The sequence below is a fragment of the Streptomyces sp. NPDC001700 genome, from assembly GCF_053596435.1.
The window spans coordinates 110,268-135,486 of record NZ_JBSFGE010000023.1; the positions used below are offsets into that span (position 1 = coordinate 110,268).

At 71.8% G+C, this 25,219-nt stretch carries 21 protein-coding genes; 12 read left to right on the forward strand and 9 right to left on the reverse strand.

Annotated elements, in window-relative coordinates; translation table 11 throughout:
• Positions 1-84: 84 nt before the first annotated feature.
• Positions 85-2,073 (forward strand): exo-alpha-sialidase, encoded by a 1,989-nt coding sequence (locus ACWC5C_RS32760; protein WP_450881411.1) that lies wholly within the window; start codon positions 85-87, stop codon positions 2,071-2,073.
• Here ACWC5C_RS32760 and ACWC5C_RS32765 read toward each other — a convergent pair.
• The gene (locus tag ACWC5C_RS32765) at positions 2,062-2,799 is read right to left on the reverse strand and encodes a hypothetical protein (RefSeq protein WP_450881413.1); all 738 of its coding nucleotides are present in this window, start codon (positions 2,797-2,799) and stop codon (positions 2,062-2,064) included. The genes ACWC5C_RS32760 and ACWC5C_RS32765 overlap by 12 nt on opposite strands.
• A 49-nt stretch (positions 2,800-2,848) precedes the next feature.
• A complete protein-coding gene (locus tag ACWC5C_RS32770; protein ID WP_450881414.1) occupies positions 2,849-3,898 on the reverse strand; it encodes a bile acid:sodium symporter family protein in 1,050 nt (349 codons plus the stop codon).
• A 156-nt stretch (positions 3,899-4,054) separates the two neighbouring features.
• Between ACWC5C_RS32770 and ACWC5C_RS32775 the strand changes: the two genes are divergently transcribed.
• The 5 genes from ACWC5C_RS32775 (at position 4,055) to ACWC5C_RS32795 (ending at position 9,943) form a co-directional block, all read left to right on the forward strand.
• On the forward strand, positions 4,055-4,912 hold the full coding sequence (locus ACWC5C_RS32775; RefSeq protein ID WP_450881416.1) for a LysR substrate-binding domain-containing protein: 858 nt from the start codon (positions 4,055-4,057) through the stop codon (positions 4,910-4,912).
• A gap of 262 nt (positions 4,913-5,174) precedes the next feature.
• Complete coding sequence (locus ACWC5C_RS32780) at positions 5,175-7,001, forward strand: AMP-dependent synthetase/ligase (protein ID WP_450881418.1); 1,827 nt, start codon at positions 5,175-5,177, stop codon at positions 6,999-7,001.
• 54 nt (positions 7,002-7,055) lie between these two features.
• Positions 7,056-7,730, forward strand: coding sequence for a hypothetical protein (locus ACWC5C_RS32785; protein WP_450881420.1), 675 nt, complete (start codon positions 7,056-7,058; stop codon positions 7,728-7,730).
• Positions 7,731-7,772: 42 nt separating this feature from the next.
• Positions 7,773-8,609, forward strand: a complete 837-nt coding sequence (locus tag ACWC5C_RS32790) for an aldo/keto reductase (protein ID WP_450881422.1) — start codon at positions 7,773-7,775, stop codon at positions 8,607-8,609.
• Positions 8,610-8,767: 158 nt separating this feature from the next.
• Positions 8,768-9,943 carry a S1 family peptidase gene (locus tag ACWC5C_RS32795; RefSeq protein WP_385439955.1) on the forward strand — a complete coding sequence of 392 codons (1,176 nt, stop codon included), beginning with the start codon at positions 8,768-8,770 and terminating at the stop codon, positions 9,941-9,943.
• A gap of 6 nt (positions 9,944-9,949) precedes the next feature.
• Here ACWC5C_RS32795 and ACWC5C_RS32800 read toward each other — a convergent pair whose 3' ends face one another.
• Positions 9,950-10,873, reverse strand: coding sequence for a class I SAM-dependent methyltransferase (locus ACWC5C_RS32800; RefSeq protein WP_450881424.1), 924 nt, complete (start codon positions 10,871-10,873; stop codon positions 9,950-9,952).
• 149 nt (positions 10,874-11,022) lie between these two features.
• On the opposite strand from ACWC5C_RS32800, the gene ACWC5C_RS32805 reads away from it, so the two are divergent.
• Genes ACWC5C_RS32805 through ACWC5C_RS32815 form a run of 3 tightly spaced genes read left to right on the forward strand, consistent with a single transcriptional unit; the run spans position 11,023 to position 13,776 of the window.
• Positions 11,023-11,607 (forward strand): sigma-70 family RNA polymerase sigma factor, encoded by a 585-nt coding sequence (locus tag ACWC5C_RS32805; protein WP_385439951.1) that lies wholly within the window; start codon positions 11,023-11,025, stop codon positions 11,605-11,607.
• Positions 11,604-12,410, forward strand: a complete 807-nt coding sequence (locus tag ACWC5C_RS32810; protein WP_450881427.1) for an anti-sigma factor — start codon at positions 11,604-11,606, stop codon at positions 12,408-12,410. The genes ACWC5C_RS32805 and ACWC5C_RS32810 overlap by 4 nt, the downstream gene beginning before the upstream one ends.
• A gap of 25 nt (positions 12,411-12,435) precedes the next feature.
• Positions 12,436-13,776 (forward strand): cryptochrome/photolyase family protein, encoded by a 1,341-nt coding sequence (locus tag ACWC5C_RS32815; protein WP_450881429.1) that lies wholly within the window; start codon positions 12,436-12,438, stop codon positions 13,774-13,776.
• A gap of 391 nt (positions 13,777-14,167) precedes the next feature.
• On the opposite strand, the gene ACWC5C_RS32820 is transcribed toward ACWC5C_RS32815, so the two are convergent.
• The 5 genes from ACWC5C_RS32820 to ACWC5C_RS32840 all read right to left on the reverse strand — a co-directional run bounded on the left by ACWC5C_RS32820 (position 14,168) and on the right by ACWC5C_RS32840 (position 19,143).
• Positions 14,168-14,971 carry a DUF1295 domain-containing protein gene (locus ACWC5C_RS32820; protein WP_450881431.1) on the reverse strand — a complete coding sequence of 268 codons (804 nt, stop codon included), beginning with the start codon at positions 14,969-14,971 and terminating at the stop codon, positions 14,168-14,170.
• Positions 14,968-16,194, reverse strand: a complete 1,227-nt coding sequence (locus tag ACWC5C_RS32825) for a class I SAM-dependent methyltransferase (RefSeq protein WP_450881433.1) — start codon at positions 16,192-16,194, stop codon at positions 14,968-14,970. The genes ACWC5C_RS32820 and ACWC5C_RS32825 overlap by 4 nt, the downstream gene beginning before the upstream one ends.
• Complete coding sequence (locus ACWC5C_RS32830; protein ID WP_450881435.1) at positions 16,191-17,453, reverse strand: class I SAM-dependent methyltransferase; 1,263 nt, start codon at positions 17,451-17,453, stop codon at positions 16,191-16,193. The genes ACWC5C_RS32825 and ACWC5C_RS32830 overlap by 4 nt, the downstream gene beginning before the upstream one ends.
• A gap of 40 nt (positions 17,454-17,493) precedes the next feature.
• Complete coding sequence (locus ACWC5C_RS32835; RefSeq protein ID WP_450881437.1) at positions 17,494-18,762, reverse strand: NAD(P)/FAD-dependent oxidoreductase; 1,269 nt, start codon at positions 18,760-18,762, stop codon at positions 17,494-17,496.
• 69 nt (positions 18,763-18,831) lie between these two features.
• Entirely contained in the window at positions 18,832-19,143 is a 312-nt protein-coding gene (locus ACWC5C_RS32840; protein ID WP_450881439.1) for a 4a-hydroxytetrahydrobiopterin dehydratase, read from the reverse strand.
• Positions 19,144-19,221: 78 nt separating this feature from the next.
• Here ACWC5C_RS32840 and ACWC5C_RS32845 point away from each other — a divergent pair, with 78 nt between their 5' ends.
• Positions 19,222-20,019 carry a helix-turn-helix domain-containing protein gene (locus ACWC5C_RS32845; protein WP_450881441.1) on the forward strand — a complete coding sequence of 266 codons (798 nt, stop codon included), beginning with the start codon at positions 19,222-19,224 and terminating at the stop codon, positions 20,017-20,019.
• A 7-nt stretch (positions 20,020-20,026) separates the two neighbouring features.
• On the opposite strand, the gene proP is transcribed toward ACWC5C_RS32845, so the two are convergent.
• Positions 20,027-21,445: a glycine betaine/L-proline transporter ProP gene (gene proP / locus ACWC5C_RS32850; RefSeq protein WP_450881451.1), complete on the reverse strand. Its 1,419-nt coding sequence runs from the start codon at positions 21,443-21,445 to the stop codon at positions 20,027-20,029.
• 134 nt (positions 21,446-21,579) lie between these two features.
• Here proP and ACWC5C_RS32855 point away from each other — a divergent pair, with 134 nt between their 5' ends.
• Together ACWC5C_RS32855 and ACWC5C_RS32860 are read left to right on the forward strand one after the other, a co-directional pair.
• A complete protein-coding gene (locus ACWC5C_RS32855) occupies positions 21,580-22,974 on the forward strand; it encodes an FAD-dependent oxidoreductase (RefSeq protein WP_450881443.1) in 1,395 nt (464 codons plus the stop codon).
• Positions 22,975-22,979: 5 nt separating this feature from the next.
• Positions 22,980-25,178 (forward strand): MMPL family transporter, encoded by a 2,199-nt coding sequence (locus ACWC5C_RS32860; RefSeq protein ID WP_450881445.1) that lies wholly within the window; start codon positions 22,980-22,982, stop codon positions 25,176-25,178.
• Positions 25,179-25,219: the final 41 nt, after the last annotated feature.

The following is a 25,219-nucleotide window of genomic DNA, read 5'->3' on the forward strand; positions in this document are numbered from 1 at the left end:
GACACTTCTGCGACAGTCTCCATCAGACATGGGATGTCGTGATGTCTTGATGTCCAGATGGCTCTGAAGGGCAGGTCGTGACCCATGGCGTCAGATCCCCGTACACGCCCCCGGATCCCCCGGACTCCCCGGACCAGACGCTGGCGGCGCCGCGCCTCGGTGCTTCTCGCCGCCGCGGCGCTGGCGCTGACCCCGCTTCCGGTACGGGCCGCGGACACGGACGACACCGTGTCCGCGGCCCGTACCGATTCCGGCTCCTCCCCGGACACGGACGCGGACGCGGGCTTCGAACAGCAGATCCTCTTCAAGTCCACCCAGGACACCGGGTACTTCTGCTTCCGGATCCCCGCGATCGTCAAGTCCAAGGACGGCACCCTGCTCGCCTTCGCCGAGGGCCGCAAGGACAACTGCGGCGACGCCGGGGACATCGACCTGGTGCTCAAGCGCTCCACCGACGGGGGCCGCACCTGGGGCCCGTTACAGGTGGTCAACGAGGGCGGCGGCGACACCCACGGCAACCCCGCGCCGGTCGTGGACATGCGCACCGGCCGCGTCCTGCTGGCCAGCACGTACAACACCGGCCGGGACGACTCCCAGGGCTGTGACGTGCCGTGTGACCGCACCCCGCATCTCCAGTACAGCGACGACGACGGCGCCACCTGGTCCACACCGCGCGATCTGAGCCCCGCCCTGCTGCCGCCGAGCTGGAACTCCTGGTACGCGACCGGCCCGGTGCACGGCATCCAGCTGGGGCACGGGCGGCACAAGGGGCGGCTGCTCTTCACCGTCAACACCGAGAGCCACGACGGCACCCGCATCACCGCCAACCACGCGGCGCTCGCCTACAGCGACGACGGCGGCAGGCGCTGGAAGGTCGGCGCGGTGAACTCGTACCCGATAGCGCAGGACGGCACGTTCCGTCAGAAGCCGTCGGAGATGACGCTGGTGGAGCGGGCCGACGGCTCGGTCTACGTCAACGGGCGCGAACAGGACGGCACCGACATCGGCCACCGCGACTACGCCATCAGCCGCGACGGCGGCGAGAGCTTCGCCGCGCCGTTCCGCGCCATCCCCGACCTGTCCACGCCGATGGTGCAGGGCTCGGTCCTGCGGCTGCGCGACGCGGGCCGCGACGGTCCCGGGCGGCTGCTGTTCGCGGCGCCCGCCGACCCCGACCGGCGCCGCACCATGATGATCCGCTCCTCCTGGGACGAGGCCCGCAGCTGGGAGGGGACCGACCGCGGCAAGGTGGTCACCACCGACTGGTCCGGCTACTCCGACATGGCCCTCGTCTCGCCCGGCACGGTCGGGCTGATGTACGAGGGCGGCGCGGTGGACGCCCGCGACGAGATCCGCTTCGCCCGCTTCACGGAGGACTGGCTGGGCCCGCGCGCCGCGCCCTCCCCCGTCACGGACGACCGCGCGCCCCGCGCCCGCCCCGCGACCGTCCTCGGCGGTGCCACCGGGACCGAGGGCCGCTTCGGCGGGGCGCTCGCCTTCGACGGTACGGACGACGCCGTACGCCTCCCCTACCGCAGCGCGCTTCCCCTCGGCACCCGCGACTTCACCATCAGCCTGTGGTTCCGCTACAACGCCGCCTCCGGTCAGCACCCGTTCCTCTGGATGGGCGGCATCGGCGGCAAGCAGGCCCAGGTCTGGCTGCGCGGGGAGCCCTCGTCGAACCGCGTCCGCGCGCTGATGACCACCGTCAGCGGCCCGGCCACCTACACCTCGGCCTCGGTCGCCACCACCACCGCCCACAACGACGGTGCGTGGCACCACCTGGCCCTCACCCGCACCGGCGGCCGCCTCACCCTCACCGTGGACGGCACCGCTCCGGTCTCCGCGCCCGACGCCCCCGGCACCATCAGCCGCTCCTCCCCCTTCGCGCTCCACCTCGGCGAGGCGGTCGACGGCCGCTCCCGGATGACGGGCGCGCTGGACGAGGTCCGCGTCTACGCCCGGGCGCTGAGCGACACCGAACTCCGCCGGGTCCGCGAGTTCAACGCCCCGCCCGACGCGCAGTCCACCACCGCCCATCTCCCCCTGGACCGCGTACGGTCATCCCGCTGACGCCTCGCTCGCGGCGTGAGCGGCGCGGGCGGCACGGGCGGCGTGCGCCTCGCGCCGTCCGCGCCGCCAGGCGAGAGCCAGTGCGGCCGCGGAGATCGCCGCCGGGACGGCCAGCATCACCGTCAGGGTCTCGGCCCAGCCCGCGTTCATCCGCGAGACGCTCCCGCTGCGGGTCATGCACGTCGCCTGCGGCGGGAACAGGCGGTAGTCCAGCGTCTTCGGCGGATAGCTCCCCCAGTCCGCGCCTGCCGAACACGCCGAGGACGGGCCGCCGAGCAGCGGCCATGCGAGCAGCACGTACACCATGGCGAAGAAGGAACCGGTGACGAAGAAGGCCGTCCCCGCGCGGCGCAGCCGCTCCTTCCGGGTGAGCTGCAGTCCCCCGATTCCGGCGGGCAGTTCGACGCATTCGGCCAGCAGGGCCAGCAGCACGCAGAGCGCGAGCCCCGCCAGGGCGCACCAGATCACCGCGCCCAGCAGCCCGGTGCCGCCCGCGGTGACGTCGCCTCCCGCGTACTCGCAGATGGTGGCCGGGGGGAACGCCTGGCGCCGGATCTTGCCCAGGTCCCCGACGCCGTTCACCATGCCGTGGCTGCACCTCTCGTCGAACTCGAGGGTGTCCACCCAGGCCACCACGGAGGTGAGGAACAGGACGAGGGACAGCACACCGGTCGCGGCCCATAAGCGCTCGGTGCGAAAGGCCCCATGGGTAAGAGTGTTCGACATTTACGGAAAACTACGGGACGGGAGGGGAAAGAGGACAGCTCGGGGTCGCTCAGCGGGCTACGGCCCGGGGCTGAGCGGTGTCCACCGCCGGGGCCTCGGGGGCAGGCTCCGGGGCACGGTCGGCGAAGCGGCGGGCCAGGACGGCGCAGACCATCAGCTGCATCTGGTGGAAGAGCATCAGCGGGAGGACGGCCAGGCTCGCCTGGGCGCCGAACAGGACGCTGGCCATGGGGAGCCCTGCGGCCAGGCTCTTCTTGGAGCCCGCGAAGGTGATCGTGACGCGGTCCTCCCGTGGGAAGCCCAGCTTCCGGGAGCCGTACGTGGTGAGGGTGAGCATCAGCGCGAGCAGCACCGCCTCCACGACCAGCAGGATCCCCAGCCGGGCGGGGGTGATCTGGTGCCAGATGCCCTGGGTCATGCCCGCACTGAAGGCCGCGTAGACGACGAGCAGCACCGAGCCCCGGTCGACCAGGCGCAGGACCGCGCGGTGGCGGGAGATGAAGCCGCCGATCCAGCGGCGGAGGAGCTGCCCGGCCAGGAAGGGGGCCAGCAGCTGGAGGGCGATCTCGATGACCGAGTCGGCCGAGAACCCGCCGCCGCCGCTGCCGAGGAGCAGCGCGGCCAGGACCGGGGTGACGACGATGCCGATCAGGCTGGAGAAGGAGCCCGCGCAGATCGCGGCGGCGACGTTGCCCCGGGCGAGCGAGGTGAAGGCGATCGAGGACTGGACCGTGGAGGGCACCAGGCACAGGAAGAGGAGGCCGGTGTACAGGGGCTGGGTGAGGACGTACGGGACCAGGCCGCGGGCGGCCAGACCCAGCGCGGGGAAGAGGACGAAGGTGCAGGCCAGCACGGTCAGGTGGAGGCGCCAGTGGCGTACGCCGTCCAGCGCCTCGCGGGTGGAGAGCCGGGCGCCGTAGAGGAAGAAGAGGAAGGCGACCGCGACCGTCGTCGCCCCGTCCGTCACGGTGGCGGCCCGGCCGCTGACCGGGAACAGCGCGGCGAGGGCGACGGTGCCCACCAGGCCCAGGATGAAGCCGTCCAGCGGCAGCCAGGAGGGGAGGGTGATCTTGCGGAGCAGATGGTGCGGGCGGTGCATGAACTCTCTTTCTCGATCTTTCTCGATCTTCCTCGGACTGCCTGGGTGCCGTACGGAGCCCTCTCCAGCCTGCCCGCGAGCGGGCCCATCGGGAATCCCGCATACCGCTCTGACTGCTATCGCGTTCCGTGATGGGCGCTGCCTACAGTGGAAGATGTGTTCGATCCCGCCCAGCTCCGTACGTTCCTCGCGGTCGCCCAGACCCTGAGCTTCACGCAGGCCGCGCACCGCCTCGGGGTGCGCCAGTCCACCGTGAGCCAGCACGTCCGCAAGCTGGAGGAGGCGGCCGGACGGCAGCTGTTCAGCCGCGACACCCACGGGGTGGAGCTGACCGAGGACGGCGAGGCGATGCTCGGGTTCGCGCGGTCGATCCTGGAGGCGAACGAGCGCGCGGCGGGCTGGTTCCGGGGCACCCGGCTGCGCGGGCGGCTGCGGTTCGGGGCGTCGGAGGACTTCGTGGTGACCCGGCTGCCGGAGATCCTGAAGGGGTTCCGCCGCGATCACCCGGAGGTGGATCTTGAGCTGACGGTCGAGCTGTCGGGCACCCTCCACCAGCAGCTGGCGGCGGGAAAGCTGGATCTGGTGCTGGCCAAGCGGTCCGAGGAGCGGCCGCAGGGGCAGCTGGTGTGGCGGGACCGGCTGGTGTGGATCGGCGCGGAGGGGCTGCGGCTGGACCCCGGGCGCCCGCTCCCCCTGATCGTCTTCCCGCCGCCGGGGCTGACCCGGGCCCGGGCGCTGGAGGCGCTGGAGCGGGACGGCAGGGCGTGGCGGATCGTGTGCACGAGCGGCAGCCTCAACGGGCTGGTCGCGGCGGCGCGCGCGGGGCTCGGGGTGATGGCGCACACCGATGGCCTGATTCCGCCGGGCCTGGTGCCGGTCCCGGAGCGGGCGGGACTGCCGGAGCTGGGGCCGGTGGACTTCGTCCTGCTGTACGGGGAGCGGCAGCGGGACACCGCGACCCGCGCCGCGGCGGAGCGGCTCGCGGAGGCGATCCTGGCCGGGCCGGTGCCGTAGGGAGCGAGCACCCGCCACGCACCGCCCGGGCTGTGCTGTGATCGGAGAGATTCCGTGCAGAAAGTCGTCACATATCGGCCACACATGCGGCGCATAGAGGCAGACTGAGTACAAACCGGCGCCCACAGTGACTGTTTGACGCTCTTTCACCACACTGACCAGAACGCAATTCGACCATTCCCCGACGAAACACCTCTCCCATCGCGAGGTCAGGATCGGGTACGGTCGCGGCGCTGTGCGGAGCGGCTTCAAGGAGCAGGTATTGCGCGAGTTCACCGTCCCCCCGATGGCGTCGGCGCCCCAGGCCGGAGGACTGGCGGATGCCGTCTTCGAGCATGCGGAGTCCGATCCACATCGGGTGGCGCTGGCGCGCAAGACGCCCGACGGCCGCTGGGAGGACGTGACCTCGGCCCAGTTCCGGGACGAGGTGGTGGCGCTCGCCAAGGGGCTGCTGGCCCAGGGCGTCCGGTTCGGCGACCGCGTCGGCATCATGTGCCCCACCCGCTACGAGTGGACGCTGTTCGACTTCGCGCTGTGGACCGTGGGCGCGCAGAGCGTGCCGCTGTACCCGACCTCCTCCGCCGAGCAGGTCTTCTGGATGCTGCACGACGCGTCCGTCTCGGCGTGCATGGTCGAGCACGAGGACCACGCCATGACGGTCGGCTCGGTGGTCGGCCGACTGCCGAACCTCAAGCGGCTGTGGCAGCTGGACGCCGGGGCGCTGGAGCAGCTGATCGCGGACGGCGAGTCCATCGACGACGACCTGGTCAACCGGCACCGGCTGGCGATGACGCCGGAGCAGACCGCGACCATCATCTACACCTCGGGCACCACCGGCCGCCCCAAGGGCTGTGTGATCAGCCATGCCAATCTGATGGCCGAGTGCGACAACGTCGTCGAGCGGTACGAGGACGCCTTCCACTCCAAGCGCGGCGACGAGGCCGCCACCCTGCTCTTCCTCCCCCTCGCGCACGTCTTCGGCCGGATGGTGGAGGTCGCCGCGATCCGCGGCCGGGTCAAGCTCGGCCACCAGCCCAAGCTGGCGGCGTCCGCGCTCCTGCCCGACCTGCAGTCCTTCAAGCCGACCTTCATCCTCGCCGTGCCGTACATCTTCGAGAAGGTGTTCGCGGCGGCGCGCCGCCGGGCGGAGGCGGACGGCAGGTCGGGGCCGTTCGAGAAGGCGGTCGAGATCGCGGTGCGGTACGCGGAGGCGGTGGAGGAGAAGGCGTTCGGCATCGGCAGCGGCCCCAGCGCCTCGCTGCGCGTGCAGCACCAGATCTTCGACAAGCTCGTCTACAGCAAGGTGCGCGGCGCGATGGGGGGCCGGGTCCGGCACGGGATGTCGGGCGGCTCGGCCATGGAGCGGCGGCTCGGGCTGTTCTTCCGGGGCGCGGGCGTCACCGTGTACGAGGGGTACGGGCTCACCGAGTCGACCGCGGCCGCCACCGCCTGCCCGCCCGAGCGGACCCGCTACGGCACGGTCGGGCAGCCGATCCCGGGCACCACCGTGTACATCGCCGACGACGGTGAGATCTGGCTGCGCGGCGGCCAGATCTTCAACGGCTACCTCGGCGATCCGAAGGCCACCGACGCCGTGCTGCGCGACGGCTGGCTGGCCACCGGCGACCTCGGCACGCTGGACGACGACGGCTATCTGACGATCACCGGGCGGAAGAAGGAGATCCTGGTGACCTCCGGCGGCAAGACCGTCTCACCGGTCGGCCTTGAGGAGCGGGTGCGGGGGCATCCGCTGGTGGCCCAGTGCATCGTGGTCGGCAACGACCGCCCGTACGTCGCGGCGCTGGTCACCCTCGACCCGGAGGCCGTCTCGCACTGGCTGACGATGCGCGGCAAACCGGATATGGCGGCGAACGAGCTGGTCCGGGACCCGGATCTGGAGACCGAGATCCGGCGGGCGGTGGTCGCGGCGAACACCACCGTCTCGCAGGCCGAGTCGATTCGTACGTTCCGGATACTTGCCGCCCAGTTCTCGGAGGAGCATGGTCTCCTGACACCGTCCCTGAAGCTGAAGCGGAAGGCGATCGAGCAGGCGTACGCCGTCGAGGTCGAGGCGCTCTACAACGCGTAGGAGACGGGGTATACGCACTCCCTGGGAACCACCGAGCCGCGAAGGGGGCACGAAATGATCGATGTCATTCTCCCCGCACTTCCCGAGCGCGAACTGACTCTGGTATCCGAGGAAACTCCCCAGTCCCCGGCGCTGACCGGCCACGTCACCCTGGGCGGACCGGTGTCCGTCCCGGTGACGGCCGAGCTGGCCGCCGGGGACCCGGACGTCCTGGCCTTCCTGAAGGCCGAGGCGCCCACCGCCACCTACCATCTGCTGCACTGCGCGATCAGCTGCGCACGGGACGCGCCGGAACCCGCTCTGCACACGGTCAACCTCGATCTGACCCTGTCGACCGCCACCGAGGCCACCTTCGAACCGGTCGCCTGGTCCATGGCCCCGCATCAGCTCACGGAAACCGACGCTTCCGCGCCGATCCGCCTCGGCGCCCGGCTCGGCCTCCCGGACGACCACCACGCCCTGACGACCGGCGAGCGCGTCCGCCTGGAGGCGCGGCGGGAGCTGCGCTCCGACCCCGGCTGGGAGATCCGCCGCACCGGCACGGTCCCCATCGGGGGCACATACCGGCTGGTCATGGTGGTGCGAGCACCACGGGGTACGGTGAGCCTGGCGGCGGTCGCGGTGGGCGCGACGGTACGCGAGGGGCACACTTCGCACCGTTTCCGCACGGAGATCGCGCATCCGGTGCGGCTCGCGGACCGGGAATGCGTGGCGCCCGGTGACCGTTGACAGAGAGAGTACGAATCCGCACGACGTAAGGATCGACTGCTCGTGAGCAAGGTCCCCTTCATCACCCTCAACAATGGCGTTCGGATCCCGCAGCTCGGCTTCGGTGTCTGGCAGATCCCGGACGACGAGGCCCAGGTCGCGGTGCGCAACGCGCTGGACGCCGGATACCGCCACATCGACACGGCCGCGATATACGGCAACGAGGAGGGCACGGGGAAGGCGCTCGCCGCCTCGGGCATCGCCCGCGACGAGCTGTTCGTCACCACCAAGCTCTGGAACGCCGAGCAGGGGTACGACTCGACGCTCCGCGCCTTCGACGCCTCGCTGACCAAGCTCGGCCTGGACTACGTGGACCTCTACCTGATCCACTGGCCGCTGCCCGAGGTCGACAAGTACGTGGACACCTGGAAGGCCTTCGAGAAGATCTACGCCGACGGCCGCGCCAAGGCCATCGGCCTGTCCAACTTCCACCCGGCCCACACCCAGCGGCTGCTCTCCGAGGCCTCGGTCACCCCGGTGATCGACCAGGTCGAGCTGCACCCGCAGCTGCAGCAGGCCGAGCTGCGCGCCTTCAACTCCCGCCATGACATCGTCACCGAGGCCTGGTCCCCGCTGGGCCAGGGCAAGGGTCTGCTGGAGGAGCCGAAGCTCGTCGAGATCGCCGCGAAGCACGGGAAGAGCCCGGCGCAGGTCGTGCTGCGCTGGCACCTCGACCTGGGCAACGTCGTGATCCCGAAGTCCGTGACGCCGTCCCGTATCAAGGACAACATCGACGTCTTCGACTTCGAGCTGGACTCCGACGACCTGTCCGCGATAGGCGCCCTGGACTCGGGCAACCGCCTGGGTCCGAACCCGGACACGTTCAACCTGGCGGACTGACCAACCACCAAGCGGTCGCCCCGTCGCGCAAGGCGCGGCGGGGCGTCGTCATGCCGCGGCGTCGTCGTGTTCACGCCCGCCGCGCGGTCCCCTGTCACCGCAATTACGCTTAGCGCTCAGCAAGACACATAGCGTGACACGTGACAGGAGAACGCACTATGCGCCGCAGACGCCGTCATGGTCTTGAGCTAGCCACGGGATGCACCGTCGCCATAGCCGCCCTGTTCCTCGCCGGTGCGGGCATACCCGCCACCGCGAACCCGTCCCCGCCGCCCGCATCCCACCGGGACATCCCGCCCGAGGTGCTCGCCGCCATGCAGCGCGACCTGGGCCTGACGGCCGACGAGGCGCGGACCCGGATATCCAACGAGTACAAGGCCGGACAGGCCGAACCCGGCTGGCGCAAGAACCTCGGCAGCAGCTACGCGGGCACCTGGGTGACCGGGAACACCGCCGAACTCACCGTCGGCACCACCGACCAGGCGCAGAGCGGCGCCATCACGGCCTCCGGCGCCAAGGCCACCGTCGTCGGCCACAGCCTGGAGCAGCTGAACGCCGCGAAGGACATGCTGGACCGGGTGGCCGAGGAGCGCCCCCCGGCCGCCTCCACCGCCTCCCTCTGGTACGTGGACGTGAAGAGCAACAGCGTGGTCGTCCAGTCGGCCCAGCCGACCGCGGCCCAGCGGTTCATCGACGCCAGCGGCGTCGACCGCGCCATGGTGCGCATCGTGGAGTCGGCCGAGCGCCCGGCTCCCCTCTATGACCTGCGCGGCGGCGAGGCGTACTACATCAACGCCACCGCCCGCTGCTCGATCGGTTTCTCCGTCGCCCAGGGCACCCAGGCCGGGTTCGTCACCGCCGGGCACTGCGGCGACGCGGGCGACACCACCACCGGCTTCAACCGGGTCGCGCAGGGCACCTTCCAGGGCTCGGTCTTCCCCCGCAGCGACTACGCGTGGGTGGCCACCAACGCCAACTGGACGCCCACGCCCCTGGTGATCGGCCCCGACGCCACCACCATCACGGTCACCGGCTCCCAGGAGGCGCCAGTCGGCTCGTCCGTCTGCCGCTCGGGCTCGACCACCGGCTGGCACTGCGGCACGATCCAGCAGCACAACACCAGCGTGGTCTACCCCGAGGGCACCATCCGGGGCGTGACCCGCAGCAATGTGTGCGCCGAGCCCGGCGACTCGGGCGGCTCGTTCGTCTCCGGCACCGAGGCGCAGGGCGTCCTCTCCGGCGGCTCCGGCAACTGCACCGTCGGCGGTACGACGTACTACCAGCCGGTGAACCCGATCCTCAGCGCGTACGGGCTCACCCTCACCACCGGCTGATCTCCGTCACGCTTCGCGGGCCGCCACGTGGAAGGTCTGCGCGACCAGCAGGAAGGCATCCGGCCGCAGCATGATCCCGGCCTCGTCGTCCGGGTCGAGCAGCCGGTCCAGGGCGGCGAGGTCGCCGTCGTCGAGACCGTCGGCGGCGGCCTCGCGCCACCGGGCGAACTCGACCCGCAGGAACGCGCGTCCCTCCGCGCCGAGCGGGGCGGGCAGGTCGAGCAGGAAGCTGCGGCTGGTGGCGCCGGTGAGACCGGCCGACGTGAGCAGCCCGGGCCAGTCCTCGACGGTCTCCACCGCGTCCGGCAGCCCGGCCCGCATCTCGGTGAACCGCTCCCCCTGGACCGCGTCGAGCCGGGCCAGCAGATCGGGGCGGCCGAGCCCCGCGTCCCGGGGCAGGAAACGGGGCGGCAGCCCGCCCTCGCCGAGCGCCAGCAGCCCGCCGGGGCGCAGGGCGGCGGCGAGTTGGCGCAGCGCGGCGAGCTGATCACCCAGATGGTGCACGGTCTTGCTCGACCAGATGAGGTCCGCGGTGCCGATCGTGGCCGGGTCGAGCCCCTCCGGCAGCTCGGCGTGGAGCGTGGAGACGCGGTCGGCGAGCCCGAGCCGGATGGCCCGCTCCCTGGCCCGCTCCAGCAGCGCGGGCGTGCCGTCGACGGCCACGACCTCGGCGTCCGGGAAGGCCTGGGCGAGGAGGCAGGTCACCACGCCGGGGCCGCTGCCGACGTCGAGGACACGGCGTACGGAGCCGTCCGACGCGGCGAAGCGCTCGCGCAGCCAGGCGGTGGCCTGGTCGTGGATGGGGGTGTGCAGCTCGGCGCCCTGTTCGAGGATCGGGGCGAAGGCGTCCCAGTCGGGCTGCCCGTGATCGTGTCCGTGCGCGTGTCCGTGCGCGTGTCCGTGTCTGTGTGCGTCATGGGTTCCGGTCATATCCCGAGAGTGCTCACCTCGGGACCGATCTGCCAAACTTCCTTGCCGGACCGGCAAATTCGCTGATCTGACCAATCCGCACCCGCTCCGACGACGAATGAGATACGACATCCGCGTGGTGTCGTAATGCTCATCCGGAAGGACGGCTAGTGAGAGAGCCCGTGTTCATCGGTGGACCGGCCCCCAGGGGCCCGGACCTCGAGGAGTTGCTCGGATTGGTGGCCCGGGGGGACCAGAACGCCTTCGCAGCGCTCTACGACGCCGTGAGCGGCTCCGTCCTCGGCCTGACGCGCAGTCTGCTGCGCGACCCCGCCCAGGCGGAGGAGGTCACCCAGGAGGTACTGGTGGAGGTGTGGCGGACCGCGGCCCGGTTCGAGCCCGCCCGGGGCAGCGCCATGGCGTGGATCATGACGCTCGCGCACCGCCGCGCCGTCGACCGCGTACGGTCCGCGCAGTCCGCGTCGGACCGCGAGGAGCGCGCCGCGCTGCTGAACCGCACCCCGGCCTTCGACGAGGTGACCGAGCAGGTCGAGGCCAGGCTGGAGCGCGAGCAGGTGCGCCGCTGCATGCAGACCCTCACCGAACTACAGCGTCAGTCCGTGACGCTCGCCTACTACCGTGGCCGTACCTACCGCGAGGTGGCGGAGCTGCTCCAGCTCCCGCTCGGCACGGTGAAGACCAGACTCCGGGACGGACTCATCCGGCTTCGCGACTGCATGGGGGTCGGGGCATGACCAGAGCGGACCGAGCGGACCTGCACACGCTGACCGGCGCGTACGCGGTGTACGCCCTCTCCGGGCGGGAGCTGCTGGCCTTCGAACGGCATCTGGCCGACTGCGAGGCCTGCGCCCAGGAGGTACGGGAGCTACGGGCCACCGCCGCCAAGCTGGGCATGGCCACCTCGCTGACGCCGTCGCCGGTGCTCAAGGACGATGTGATGCGGCGGATCGCCACGGTCCGTCAGGACCCACCGCGGGTGGCGCGCAGCGAACCGGAGTTCTCCGGCGGCGCCACCCCGCACCGGCGTGCCGCGCGCGGCGGCCGGTGGCAGAACTTCGCCCTCGCGGCCTGCCTCGCCGGGGCGGTGACGCTCGGCGGGGTCGCGTTCTGGCAGAACGGGGAGGCGTCCGACGCGCGCGATACGGCCCAGCGCTCCGAACAGCGGCTGGCACAGGTGGCCGCGGTGACCGAGGTGCTGGCCGCCCCGGACGCCCACAGCCGCAACGCCAAGCTGACGAACGGCGCCACGGGCACGGTCGTGGTCTCGCACACCCTGGACAAGGCCGCGTTCCTCGCCTCCGGGCTGCCGAAGCCGCCCGAGGGGCGGGTGTACCAGCTGTGGTTCAGCGACGGCGGCACGATGCGGTCGGCGGGGCTCATGGACACCGCGGACACCGGCACCGGCGGCGGTACGGCGGCCCTGCTGAGCGGCGCGGTCGGCAAGGCGTCCGGCGTGGGCGTGACGGTCGAGCCCGCCGGGGGCTCCAAGGCGCCGACCACCGATCCGATCGGGCTGATGTCGCTCCCGGCGGGGTGAGGGGGCCCGGTGATAAGGGAGAGAGGTGACCCCACCTTCAAAGCCCAGCACCTCGATCGCCGTCTTCACCTCCGACCTGCGGCTGCGCGACAACCCCGTGCTGCACGCCGCGATCCGCTCCGCCGACCAGGTCGTCCCGCTGTTCGTCGTCGACCGCCGAGTGGCGGCGGCGGGGTTCGCCGTGCCCAACCGGGTGGCGTTCCTGCGGGACGCGCTGGCCGACCTGGACGCGGGCCTGCGGGAGCGCGGGGGCCGTCTGGTCGTCCGTACGGGTGACGCGGTGGAGGAGATCCGCCGCGTGGCCGAGGAGGTGGGGGCCGGGTCGGTGCATATCGCGGGCGGGGTGAGCGGGTTCGCGGGGCGGCGGGAGGCGGGGCTGAGGGAGGCGCTGGGCTCGGCGTTGGAGGTGCACGGCGCCGTGCTCACCGCCGCCGAGCCCGGCACCGTAGCCCCGTCCGGAAAGGACCACTACGCCGTCTTCACCCCCTACTACCGCGCCTGGCAGGGCGTCGAACTGCGCAGACCGCTGGCCGCGCCGCGCGATGTGCGGGTGCCGTCCGGTGTGCGGTCCGAACCGCTCACCGCCGTGTCCTCGCTCGCCTCCTCCGGCAGTCCCTCCCCCGGGCTGCCCGAGGGCGGCGAACGGGCCGGGCGCCGCCGCCTCACCGCGTGGCTGCGGTCGGGTCTTGGCGCGTACGCCGACCGCCACGACGATCTGGCGGGCGACGCCACCTCACGGCTCTCCCCCTACCTCCACTTCGGCTGCCTCTCCCCCGTGGAGCTGGTGCGCCGGGCCCGGGAGTCCGGCGGGCCCGGCGCCGACGCCTTCGTACGGCAGCTCGCCTGGCGCGACTTCCACCACCAGGTCCTCGCCGCCCGCCCCGACGCCTCCCGCGCCGACTACCGCCCGCGCGGCGACCGCTGGCGGTCCGACGAGACCGCCGTCGCGGCCTGGAAGGCGGGGCGCACCGGCTACCCCCTCGTCGACGCCGGGATGCGGCAGCTGGCGGCGGAGGGGTGGATGCACAATCGGGCGCGGCTGCTGGTGGCGAGCTTCCTGACGAAGACGCTGTACGTGGACTGGCGGGTGGGGGCGCGGCACTTTCTGGATCTGCTGGTGGATGGGGACGTGGCGAACAATCAGCTCAACTGGCAATGGGTGGCCGGGACCGGTACGGACACCCGCCCCAACCGGGTCCTGAACCCGCTGTCCCAGGCCCGTCGCTTCGACCCGGACGGCGCCTATGTCCGCCGCTGGGTGCCCGAACTGGCCCACCAACCGGGCCACCTCTCCTCCTACCCACCCCCCATCGTGGACCTGGCCGAGGCCGCCGCCCGCTTCCACGACGCCCGCCACGGCGCCTGACCGTGGGTTGTTCCCCACCCCGCCCCTTCCCGAAAGCAGTGGCTCCGCCCCCACACCCCCGCTCCTCAATCGCCGGAGAGGCTGAACAGCGGGCGCACGCCCACCGAGAACGGAGCCCCACGGGGGTCCGGGGGCACAGCAGCCCCACAGGGGCCCGGGGCGCGGGCTTCGGGGGCCGCATCAGCCATCTTCAGCCCCTCCGGCGATTGAGGAGCGGGGCCCGGGGCAGAGCCCCGGTTTCGGGAAGGGGCGGGGTGGGGGACACACCACCTGCGCCGCGCCCAGCGTTGCCCCCGGCCCGGGGCACGGCTTGAGGAGCGGGGCCCGGGGCGGAGCCCGCCACGCGGCGGAGCCGCATATTGGTACTGCGGGGAAGGCCGCGCGGCTTGGGTCACGGGTTGGTTGGGGGGCGGGGGAGGAAGCCGCTGGTTCGGGCCGCGTAGGCGGCGTACGCCGGGCGGTCGGCCATGTGGCGTTCCAGGAGGGCCTTGCCGCGCCCCTGGGTGAGGACGTAGGTCATGACCAGCGGGGAGATCAGGGAGACCAGGGCGGACGGCCACGTCACGCAGGACAGCAGGAACAGGCCCCACCACACGCAGGCGTCCCCGAAGTAGTTGGGGTGGCGGGTCCACCGCCACAGGCCCTGGTCCATGATGCGGCCCCGGTTGCGCGGATCGGCGCGGAAGCGGGCCAGCTGGGAGTCGCCGACGGCCTCGAAGGTGAGGCCGAGGAGCCAGAGCGCCGCGCCCGCCGCCGCGGCCGGGCCCAGGGGGCCGGTGGCGTACTGGGCGGCCTGGACGGGGAGGGAGACGAGCCAGATCAGGGCGGCCTGGGGGAGGTAGAGGACGCGCAGGGCGTAGAGGTGGCGGTTACCGGGGGCCCGGGCCAGGAGGCGTTCGTAGCGGGCGTCCTCGCCGTGCCCGCACCGCCGTACGCCGATGTGCACGGCGAGCCGCAGCGCCCAGACGGCGGTGAGCACCGTGGCCAGCAGCCGCCGCGTCCCGTCGCCGTGGCCGTCGGAGGCGGCGAAGGTGACGAGGGCGATGGCGGTGAACCCGAGCCCCCACGCCACGTCCACGATGCGGTGGACTCCCTTGGCCAGGGCGACCAGGAAGGTGAGGAGGGTGATGGCCAGGGGGGCGATGGCGCTGTAGACGAGAGAGATACCGAAGGCGCCCCAGGGGAAAGCGGTCATGCCACCTCCAGCGCCGGATACCACGCGGCGGGCGTGTCCGGCATGCCGCTGACGCCGCGCCCCGTGGGCCGTACGGCGAGGATCTGGTCGACGCCCATGCGGCGTTCCTCGAAGGCGAGCGCGCCACCGGCCAGGTAGAGGCGCCACCTGCGGGCGATGTCGTCGCCCGCGAGCAGCCGCAGGGCGTCCCACTGGGCCTCCAGCGCCTCCCGCCAGGCGCCGACCGTGCGGACGTAGTGTTCGCGCAGGGACTCGGAGGAGCGCACCTCCAGTCCGGCGGCCTCCAGCAGGCCGATGGTGTCGCCGAGGGGCCGCGTGTGGAGGCCGGGCGTGAGGTAGGCGTCCAGCGAGAGGAAGCCGCCCCCGGTGGCGGCTCGCGACAGCTGCTGGACGAGGGCGCGGCCGCCGGGCCGCAGCATGCCGTGCAGGGTGCGGGCGAGGCGCGGGTACTGGTCGTGGCCGACCTGTTCGCCCGTCTCCACGCACGCCACGGCCTCGTACTGACCGCCCGGCAGATCGTGGTAGTCGCTCAGCACGACCTCGACGAACTGGCCAAGCCCCAGTTCGTCGACCCGCTCGCGTACGAAGTCCCGCTCCTCGGGCACCTGGGTGACGGCGGTGACCTGCGCCTTGTGGCGGTCGGCCGCGTACAGGGCGAGGGCGCCCCAGCCGCAGCCGACGTCGAGGAGGCGGGCGCCGGGGACGAGCCCGAGCTTGCGGCAGATGACCTCCAGCTTGTCGCGCTGGGCGTCGGCGAGGCCGTACGAGGGGTCGTGGCTGGTCCAGTAGGCGCAGGAGTACGCCATGGAGGGGTCGAGCAGCCGCTCGTAGAACTCGCTGAGCGGCCCCTGCCACGCGGCGGGGGCGGACGGCGGCGGCCCGATGGCGCCGATCCGGGCGGTGCGGGCGGCGGCCCGGGCGCGGGCGGCGAGCCCGACCCGGGACGGGGTGGCGGAGTGCTCGCGCAGGGCGTGGCCTACGGCGCGCAGCGCGTCGGTGAGGTCGCCTTCGACGTCGAGGTCGCCGCTGATGTACGCCTGGGCGAGGCCGAGTTCGCCGGGCTGCCACAGCAGCCGCCGCACCGCGCGCGGCGACCGCAGGACGACGCGCGGCGCGTCCGGCGGGCCCGCCTCGCTGCCGTCCCAGGCGCACAGCCGCACCGGGAGCGGCCCGCCGAGCAGGCGTTCGGCGATCGGGGCGAGGGTGGGGGCCACGTCGCTCATCGGTCTGCCTCCTGGAGCAGGATCTGCTGGACGTCGAGGTAGCGGGCGCGGAAGCCCGCTTCGGAGTAGGCGAGGTAGAAGGTCCACATGCGGCGGAACGTGGCGTCGAAGCCGAGGGCGGCGACCTCCGCCTCGCGGGCGGTGAAACGTTCCCGCCACAGCCGCAGGGTCTGCGCGTAGTGGTCGCCGAAGGCGTCGCGGCGGACCAGGCGCAGCCGGGTGTGGCGGGCGGCGCACTGTTCGAGGGCGGTCACGGAGGGCAGGAAGCCGCCGGGGAAGATGTACTTCTGGATCCAGGTGTAGGTGTGGCGGGTGGCGAGCATCCGGTCGTGCGGCATGGTGACGGCCTGGAGGGCGATCCGGCCGCCGGGGGCGAGCAGGTTCTGCAGGGTGGTGAAGTAGCGGGGCCAGTACGCCGCCCCGACAGCCTCGATCACCTCGGCGCTGATGATGGCGTCGTACTGGCCCTCCAGCTCCCGGTAGTCGCACAGCAGCAGGGTGATCCGGTCGGTGAGCCCGTCGCGCAGGGCCCGCCGCGCCGCCAGCCGCCGCTGCTCCTCGGAGAGGGTCGCGGTGACCACGCGGGCCCCGCGCAGGGCGGCGCGCAGCGCCAGCGCGCCCCAGCCGGTGCCGATGTCCAGCAGCCGGGTGCCGGGGCCGACCCGGGCGAGGTCGAGCAGCCGGTCGATCTTGCGGTGCTGGGCGTCGGCGAGGTCGTCCCAGACGGCGGGGAGACGGTCGAAGAGGGCGCCCGAGTAGCTGAGGGTGGGGTCGAGGAAGAGCCCGAACAGCTCATTGGACAGGTCGTAGTGGTGGTGGACGTGTTTGGGCGCCGCCTCCAGGGTGTTGTACTGCCCGACGGGGTGGCGCGGGGCCCAGGCGCGGCGCAGCGGCCGCGCCCAGCGGGGGACGATGCGGTCGGCGTGCTCGGCGAACACGGTGAGCACGGCCACCAGGTCCTCGGCGTCCCACTCGTGGGCCAGGTACGACTCGCCGAAGCCGATGAGCCCGTACCGGCCGACGCGCCGGACGAACGCCTCGGGGTCGGCGATCTCCAGCAGCGGCCCGGTGGTGCCGAGGAGGGGCCCGGTGCCGTACCGCACCCGCAGCGGCAGCCGGGCCAGGGCCCGCCGGACCAGCGGCCGGGCCAGCGCGTCACGGGGCCGGGAGGGGCCGGGCCGGTGGGCCACGGCGGGCCAGCGGGCGGCGTCGACGGCCGGGCGGGGGACGGCGCCGGATATGGGGTGCAGTTCGGTCACTCCATGCCCTCCTGTGCGGGGTGGCGGGCGCGCGGGTGGTTCACCAGCGCACCCCCAGGGCCGCGGCGGCCCGTACGCCGGAGGCGCAGCCGTCCTCGTGGAAGCCCCAGCCGTGGTAGGCCCCGGCGAAGGCGGTGACGCGGTCGTTGAGGGTGAGCAGCCAGTGCTGGGCGGCCACCGACTCGGGGGTGTGGATGGGGTGTTCGTACACCATGCGGGCCAGCACCCGGCTCTCGTCGACGCGCTCGCCGCCGCCCAGGGTGACGATGTGTTCGCGGGGTGCGTCGAGCCGCTGGATCCGGTTCATGTCGTAGCTGATGAGCGCCCGGCCGAAGGGGGTGGCGCAGGACGGCATCCGGTAGTTCCAGGCGGCCCGGGCGCGGCGGCCCGGAGGCAGCAGGGTGGGGTCGGTGTGCAGGACGGTCTCATTGCGGGAGTACGGGAAGGCGCCGAGGATGTCGCGTTCCTCGTCGGTGGGGCGCTCCAGCAGCCGCAGCGCCTGGTCGGCGTGGACGGCGATCACGACGGCGTCGTACGGGGCGTGTTCGCCGTCCTCGGTGACGATGTCGACGCCGTCGGGGTGGCGGACGACGGTGCGTACGGGGGCCGAGGGGTGGAGGGCGGAGAGCTGTTTGGCGACGCGTTCGACGTAGGTGCGCGAGCCGCCGGTGACCGTTCGCCAGGGCGGGGCGCCGGTGACCGACAGCAGGCCGTGGTGGTCGAGGAAGCGGAACAGGTGGTGGGCGGGGTGGCGCAGCGCGGACTCGGCGTCGCAGGACCAGACGGCGCAGACCAGCGGGATGATGAAGTGGGAGACGAAGTAGCGCGACCAGCCGCCGATGGTGAGGAACATGCGCAGGGTGACCGTGTCGTCCGGCGCCCGGTCCAGCAGGCGGCGGGCGGCCCGGTGGAAGGCCGGGACCTCGGTGAGCATGCGTAAGTAGCGGCCGCGGACGGCGTTGGAGGGCCGGGCCAGCAGCCCGGGCAGCCCGCGCGCACCCGCGTACTGCAGCCCGCAGCCCTCGCACACCACGGACATGCTCAAGGCGGACTCCTGGGTGGCGACGCCGAGTTCGCGGAAGAGCTTGAGCAGCTGCGGGTAGGTGCGCTCGTTGTGGAGCGTGAACCCGCTGTCGACCGCCCACACCCTGCCCCCGGGGGCGGCCACATGGTGGGTGTGGGCGTGGCCGCCTAACCGGTCGTCCGCCTCGTACAGCGAGACGTCATGTGTGCGCTGCAGTACGTACGCCGCGGTGAGCCCCGCCACCCCGCTGCCGACGACGGCGATCCGCTGCCGCTGCCCGCCCATGCCTCAACTCCTCCGACCGCCACCGGAACCCTTCATGGGGTATTCGGAGCCGGTCGGGGAGCGGTTTGGTCACGATTCCCGCGCGCCGCGTCCGGGGGCCGCGGCCTCGATACGGCGGGCGAGCCCGAAGTCGAGTTCGGTGACCTTGCCGCCGACGCTGTGGGTGTTCACGGTGACGGTGACCTTGTTGTAGCCGAGGGTCAGGTCGGAGTGGTGGCCCAGCTCGTCCTGGATCCGGGCGACCTCGGCGACCAGCCCGGCGGCTTGCGGATGCCCGTCGAAGACGTACGTACGGGAGAGCTGGTCGTCCGCGAACGACCAGCGGGGCAGCTGCTCCAGACGCTCCTCGATCTCGTCGCGGGCCAGCGGCTCGACTGCCATGGCGGGTCCTCTCGTCAGGTGATGGCTCGGCTTTCCACCCTGCCACGGGGGCCGCCGGGGTTCCGCTACCTTCGGGGCATGACAACTGTCGCGCCGCCCGGGGTGGGCGCGCTGCTGCGCGCGTGGCGGGACCGGCGGCGGATCAGCCAGCTGGAGCTGGCCCTGCGCGCCGACTCCTCGGCGCGCCACATCAGCTTCATCGAGACCGGCCGGTCCCGGCCGAGCCAGGAGATGGTGCTGCGCCTGGCCGACCACCTCGATGTGCCGGTACGGGAGCGCAACGCGCTGCTGATCGCCGCCGGATACGCGCCGCACTACCCGGAGCGGGCGGTGGACGATCCGTCGATGAGCGCGCTGCGCGAGGGGATGGAGCGGCTGCTGACCGGCTACGAGCCGTATCCGGCGCTGGTGCTCGACGGCACGTACCGGGTGCTGGCGGCCAACCGGGGTATCGGGATGCTGCTGGAGGGCGTGGCGGACCATCTGCTCGCCCCGCCGATGAACGCGATGCGTATCACCCTCCACCCGGACGGGCTCGCCCCGCGCATCCGCAATCTGCGGGAGTGGCGCGGCCATCTGCTGGACCAGATGGACCGCCAGCTCGCGCTGATGCGCTCCGCACCGTTGCGCGAGCTGTACGACGAGGTGGCGGGCTATCCGCTGCCCGAGGCGGGTGGCCGGGAGTCGGCCACCGGCGGCGGGCACGCGCCGTTCGCGCTGCCGATGATGATCGAGCACGGCGGCCGGGTGCTGTCGTTCATCTCCACGATCGCGACGTTCAACACCCCGATGGATGTGACCGTCTCCGAGCTGGCCATCGAGACGTTCCTCCCGGCCGACCCGGAGACCGCCGCCGTGCTGAGGGGTCTCGCGTAGTTCAGGGTCAGAGGCGCTGGGACTGCGGGGACTGGGACTCGACCAGGGCGATGGCCTCCTCCTTGGTCGCGACCGCGGGCGGCGAGCCCTCCAGCGGCTGACGGGCCGTCTCCTTCATCACGGCCGAGGCGATGATGCCGATGATCGCCGCGGCCATCGTGTAGTACGCGGGCATCAGGTCATCGCCGGTGCCGCTGACCATGGCCTCCACGACCAGCGGAGTGGTGCCGCCGAAGAGGGACACGGAGATGTTGAAGGCGATGGAGAGCGAGCCGTAGCGCACATCGGTCGGGAAGAGCGCGGGCAGGGAGGCCGACATCACGGCCACGTACGGCAGCAGACACATGCCGAGCAGCAGCAGCCCCGCGAAGACGGGGACGATGCCGCCCTGCTTGATGAGCAGGAAGGACGGCACGGCGAGGACGAAGAAGCCGATGGACCCGGCCAGCAGCAGCGGCTTGCGGCCGACGCGGTCGGAGAGCCGCCCGACGAAGGTGATGGCCGCCATCAGCACCACCATCACGATGATGATCGAGACGAGGGCGCTGGTCTCGCTGTAGTGGAGCGTGGACGAGAGGTACGTCGGCATGTACGACAGCAGCATGTAGTCGGTGATGTTGTACGCGGCGACCAGCGCCATGCACAGCACCATCGCGCGCCACTGGGTCCGGAACACCTGCCAGAACGGGAGCGTGGTGCGCTCCTGCGCCGCGGTCTCCTCCTCCAGCTTCTGGAAGGCGGGCGTCTCGTCCAGCTTCAGCCGCAGATAGAGACCGACGAGCCCGATGGGGGCGGCGGCCAGGAACGGGATGCGCCAGCCCCAGGACATCATCGTGTCGTCGGAGAGCGTCACGGTCAGGATGGTGACCAGTCCGGCGGCGGCCGTATAGCCGATGAGGGTGCCGAATTCGAGGAAGCTGCCGAAGAAGCCGCGCCGCTTGTCGGGGGCGTATTCGGCGATGAACGTGGACGCGCCGCCGTATTCACCACCGGTGGAGAATCCCTGCAGCATCCGGAAGAGGATGAGGAGCGCGGGCGCGACGTAACCGATGGAGTGATAGCCGGGTATGAGGCCGATGGCGAGCGTGCTCGTCGCCATCATGATCATGGTGAAGGACAGCACCTTCTTGCGCCCGATGCGGTCACCGAGCGGCCCGAAAAACATACCTCCCAACGGCCGTACGAGAAAGGCCACCGCGAACGTCGCGAAGGACGACAGCACCTGGATCGTGGCGCTCCCGCCAGGGAAGAAGACCTTGCCGATGGTGACGGCGAGATAGCTGTAGATCCCGAAGTCGAACCACTCCATGGCGTTTCCGAGGGCCGCGGCTTTGACCGCCCGGTGAACGTCCTTCTCCTTCGTGACCGTGATGTCACTGCGCCGCAGCGGAGGGTTCTTGCGCCGCTTGATGGCGCGGTGGAGCATGGGGTGCCGGACTGCGGCGGGGGCATCGGAATCGGTCAGGGCAGGCACAACTTTTCTCTCTCTTCGTCAGTCGGATTCGGGCGCCTACCCCACAGTGCCTGGTTGATGCATATAACCGGTCTGGAGGTCTCGTGATGGAGTCAGCCGCCCGTGTGTTCGCCCGGCTCAGTACGGACGAACCGATCACCAAAACCGAGGTCCTGATGGGCAAGGCGGTGGTGCTCGGCGGGAGTATGGCCGGAATGCTGGCGGCGCGGGTGCTGTCCGACCACGCCGAAAGCGTGGTGATCGTGGAGCGGGACGCGTTACCGGACACCGCGTCCCCGAGGCCGGGTACCCCGCACGACGGACAGCTCCACACCCTGATGCACGGCGGCCGGATGCAGCTGCGGCGGCTGTTCCCCGGGTTCGAGGACGAGGCGAGGGCGGGCGGCGCGCTCCTCTCGTCCCCGTACACCATCCGCGCCTACGCCGACGGCGTCCCGAAGGTGAGCGACGGCACGATGGGGCTGCTCTCCAGCAGCCGCCCGTTCCTGGAGTCGCTGGTCCGCCGCCGCACCCTGGCGCTGCCCAATGTGAAGGTCCTCACCTGCCGCGCCCGGGGCCTGGAGTTCCGCGCGGGCGCGGTCAGCGGGGTGCGGTGCGGGGCGAGCGGTGACGAATGGGTCGAAGAGGCCGATTTCGTCGTGGACGCGATGGGGCGGGCCAGCAAGCTCGGCGAGTGGCTGGAGAAGAACGGCTGGCAGCGGCCCGCGATGCGGCGCATGGCCATCAACATCGACTACGCCACCGGCTACTTCCGGCGCACCAGCGCCGACCCGGAGCTGGCCGCCGCCATCGCCTACCGCACCCCCACCGCGACCCCGCCCCGGGTGGCGAGCGGCGCGATCACCGCCATCGAGGACGACCGCTGGCTGATCACTCTGGCCAACTACGGGAAGCAGTCGCCGATCCGGGACGTCGAGGAGTTCCGCGCGCTGTGCCGCGAGCTGCCGCCGGTCTACCGCGAGGCGGTCGCGGGCGATCAGCTCGGCGAGATCCTCCCCTACCACCAGGCCGACAGCCGCCGCCGTGACTTCCATCTCCTCAGCCGGTTCCCGGCCCGGCTGATCAGCGTCGGGGACGCGGTCGCCTCGTTCAACCCGATCTACGGGCAGGGCATGTCCTCGGCCACCCTGCACGCCTCGGCCCTGTCGGAGTATCTGCGCTCCCGGCCGGACCTCGACGCCCCCGCCCGCGGCTTCTTCGCCGATCAGCGCGTCGTGGTGGACGCGGCCTGGCAGATATCCACCGCGGCCGATCTGGCCCGGCCGGATGTGACCGGCCCGTATCCACGCGGCTACCGCGTCTCGAAGTGGTTCGCCGAGCAGATCGCCGACGCCTCGATCACGGACCGGTCCGTCGCCGTGCGGTTCAACTCGGTGACGTACATGCGCACCCACCCCAGTTCCCTGGCCGCACCGTCCACGCTGCTGCGCGCCCTGCGGGTCAACCACCTGCCGGGAAAGGCGCGGCGCGAGAAGGGTTAGCCGAATTGTTCGCCTCACTGGCCCGGTTCACCTGCCGCCGCAGCAAACTGGTGCTGTATCTGTCCGGAGCGCTGCTGGTCATAGCGGGCGCGCTGGGCGGCGGAGTGATCCAGGAGCTGTCCGCCGGCGGGTTCGTCGACGACTCGACGGAATCGGCGCGGACCGCGAAGGTCATGGACGACAGATTCCGGGCGGGCGCCCCGGACTTCGTTCTGCTCATCTCCGACAAACGGGGCGTGGACTCCCCCGCCGTGGCCGCCGCCGGAGCCCGGCTCACCGAGCGCGTCGCCCATGAACGCGGCGTCGAGCAGGCCGCGTCGTACTGGTCGCTGGGCAAGGCCGAGCCGCTGCGCGCGAAGGACGGCCGACAGGCGCTGCTGATGGCCCGGATAACCGGTGACGAGGACCAGGTCCAGAACACCTTCAAGCGGCTGGAGAGCCGCTACGAACACCGCGCCGAAGGGCTGGACATCCGGGTCGGCGGCAACGCCCTCGCCGACAAGGAGATGTCCGAGACCACCGAGAAGGACCTCATCAAGATCGAGGCGGTGACCTTCCCGGTCCTGCTGATCGTGATGCTGTTCGTGTTCCGCAGCGTGGTCGCCGCCCTGGTGCCGCTGATGGTCAGCGGGCTGACCATCCTGTCGGTGCTGCTGGTCATCCGCGTCCTGACCCTGTTCACCGAGGTCTCCGCGCTCGCCAGCAACGTCACCACCGGCCTCGGGCTCGGCCTCGCCATCGACTACAGCCTGATCCTCATCAAGCGCTACCGGGAGGAGCGCGGCCAGGGCGCGGAGACCGATCAGGCCATCGCGACGACGCTGCGCACCGCGGGCCGTACCGTGCTGTTCTCCGCGGTGACGGTGACCCTGGCGCTGGGGGCGCTGCTGGTGTTCCCGTTCTACTTCCTGCGCTCGTTCGCGTACGCGGGGATCCCGACCGCCCTGCTCGCCGCGTTCGTCTCGCTCACCTTCCTGCCCGCGCTGCTGAAGGTGCTGGACCACCGCATCGAGAAGGGGCGCATCGGGCGCCGCCGCGCGCCCTCAGTGGGAGACGGCTCCGTGGAAGACGGCTCACGGGAAGGCTTCTGGCACCGGCTGGCCACCGGGGTGATGCGCTTCCCGCTGCCCGTCGCGGGCGCCGTCACCGCGCTTCTGCTGCTGCTCGGCGCGCCCTTCCTCGATCTGCGGCTGAGCCTGCCGGACGAGCGGGTGCTGCCCGCCCAGAGCCAGGCCCGGCAGGTCGGCACCGACATCCGGGACACCTTCCCGGCTCAGGAGACCCAGGCGCTCAACGTGGTCCTCGACCGCACCCCCGGGCCCGGCGACCGCAATGTGGCCCCGTACGCGGAGCGGCTCTCCAAGCTCGGCGATGTGTCCCGGGTGGACAGCGAGGCCGGGACGTTCACCGACGGGCGGCTGGTGCAGCGGCCCACGGCCCTCTCGCAGCGCTTCGCCTCCGACCACAGCACCTATCTGTCCGTGGTGCCGAGCCATCAGTCGCTCTCGGAGGAGGGCCGCGCGCTGGTCGCGGACATCAGAGACCTCCCGGCGCCCCACCCCGTCCAGGTGGGCGGGCCCGCGGCCGAACTCACCGACTCCATCGACTCCATGAACGCCCGGCTGCCGCTGGCCCTCGCGGTGATCGCCGCCAGCTCCTTCACCGTGCTGTTCCTCTTCACCGGCTCCCTGCTGCTGCCCCTCAAGGCGCTGATCCTCAACTGCCTGAGTCTGAGCGCCACGCTGGGCGTGCTGGTGTGGGGCTTCCAGGACGGCCATCTGGAGGGCATCGTCGGGGACTTCGTGGTCACGGACTCGATCACCTGGACCGTGCCGGTGCTGCTGTTCTGCATCGCGTTCGGGCTGTCGATGGACTACGAGGTGTTCCTGCTGTCCCGGATCAAGGAGGAGTACGACAGAACCGGGGACAACGAGGCGTCGGTCGCGCGCGGTCTTGAGCGCACCGGCTCGATGATCACGGCCGCTGCGGTGCTGATCGCCATCGTGTTCCTGGGCTTCCTGATCTCCGGGATCGTCTATCTCAAGGCGATCGGGATCGGGTTGGCGCTCGCGGTGCTGATGGACGCCACGCTGGTCCGGGGCGCCCTGGTCCCGGCCTTCATGCGGCTGGTCGGCAAGGGCAACTGGTGGGCCCCGAAGCCGCTGCGGGCGCTGCACGCGAAGGTGGGCCTGCGGGAGAAGTGACCACAGAAGCGCCGGGCGCGTCCGGGATCTTCCCGGACGCG

What these genes read in the sequence shown, in the direction of transcription:
- ACWC5C_RS32770 (WP_450881414.1), bottom strand. Translation starts at nt 3,898, where the DNA reads ATGCACCGCCCGCACCATCTGCTCCGCAAGATCACCCTCCCCTCCTGG.
- ACWC5C_RS32820 (WP_450881431.1), bottom strand. Translation starts at nt 14,971, where the DNA reads ATGACCGCTTTCCCCTGGGGCGCCTTCGGTATCTCTCTCGTCTACAGC.
- ACWC5C_RS32810 (WP_450881427.1), top strand. Translation starts at nt 11,604, where the DNA reads ATGACCAGAGCGGACCGAGCGGACCTGCACACGCTGACCGGCGCGTAC.
- ACWC5C_RS32825 (WP_450881433.1), bottom strand. Translation starts at nt 16,194, where the DNA reads ATGAGCGACGTGGCCCCCACCCTCGCCCCGATCGCCGAACGCCTGCTC.
- ACWC5C_RS32855 (WP_450881443.1), top strand. Translation starts at nt 21,580, where the DNA reads ATGGAGTCAGCCGCCCGTGTGTTCGCCCGGCTCAGTACGGACGAACCG.
- ACWC5C_RS32800 (WP_450881424.1), bottom strand. Translation starts at nt 10,873, where the DNA reads ATGACCGGAACCCATGACGCACACAGACACGGACACGCGCACGGACAC.
- ACWC5C_RS32835 (WP_450881437.1), bottom strand. Translation starts at nt 18,762, where the DNA reads ATGGGCGGGCAGCGGCAGCGGATCGCCGTCGTCGGCAGCGGGGTGGCG.
- ACWC5C_RS32840 (WP_450881439.1), bottom strand. Translation starts at nt 19,143, where the DNA reads ATGGCAGTCGAGCCGCTGGCCCGCGACGAGATCGAGGAGCGTCTGGAG.
- proP (WP_450881451.1), bottom strand. Translation starts at nt 21,445, where the DNA reads ATGCTCCACCGCGCCATCAAGCGGCGCAAGAACCCTCCGCTGCGGCGC.
- ACWC5C_RS32795 (WP_385439955.1), top strand. Translation starts at nt 8,768, where the DNA reads ATGCGCCGCAGACGCCGTCATGGTCTTGAGCTAGCCACGGGATGCACC.
- ACWC5C_RS32785 (WP_450881420.1), top strand. Translation starts at nt 7,056, where the DNA reads ATGATCGATGTCATTCTCCCCGCACTTCCCGAGCGCGAACTGACTCTG.
- ACWC5C_RS32760 (WP_450881411.1), top strand. Translation starts at nt 85, where the DNA reads ATGGCGTCAGATCCCCGTACACGCCCCCGGATCCCCCGGACTCCCCGG.
- ACWC5C_RS32845 (WP_450881441.1), top strand. Translation starts at nt 19,222, where the DNA reads ATGACAACTGTCGCGCCGCCCGGGGTGGGCGCGCTGCTGCGCGCGTGG.
- ACWC5C_RS32765 (WP_450881413.1), bottom strand. Translation starts at nt 2,799, where the DNA reads ATGTCGAACACTCTTACCCATGGGGCCTTTCGCACCGAGCGCTTATGG.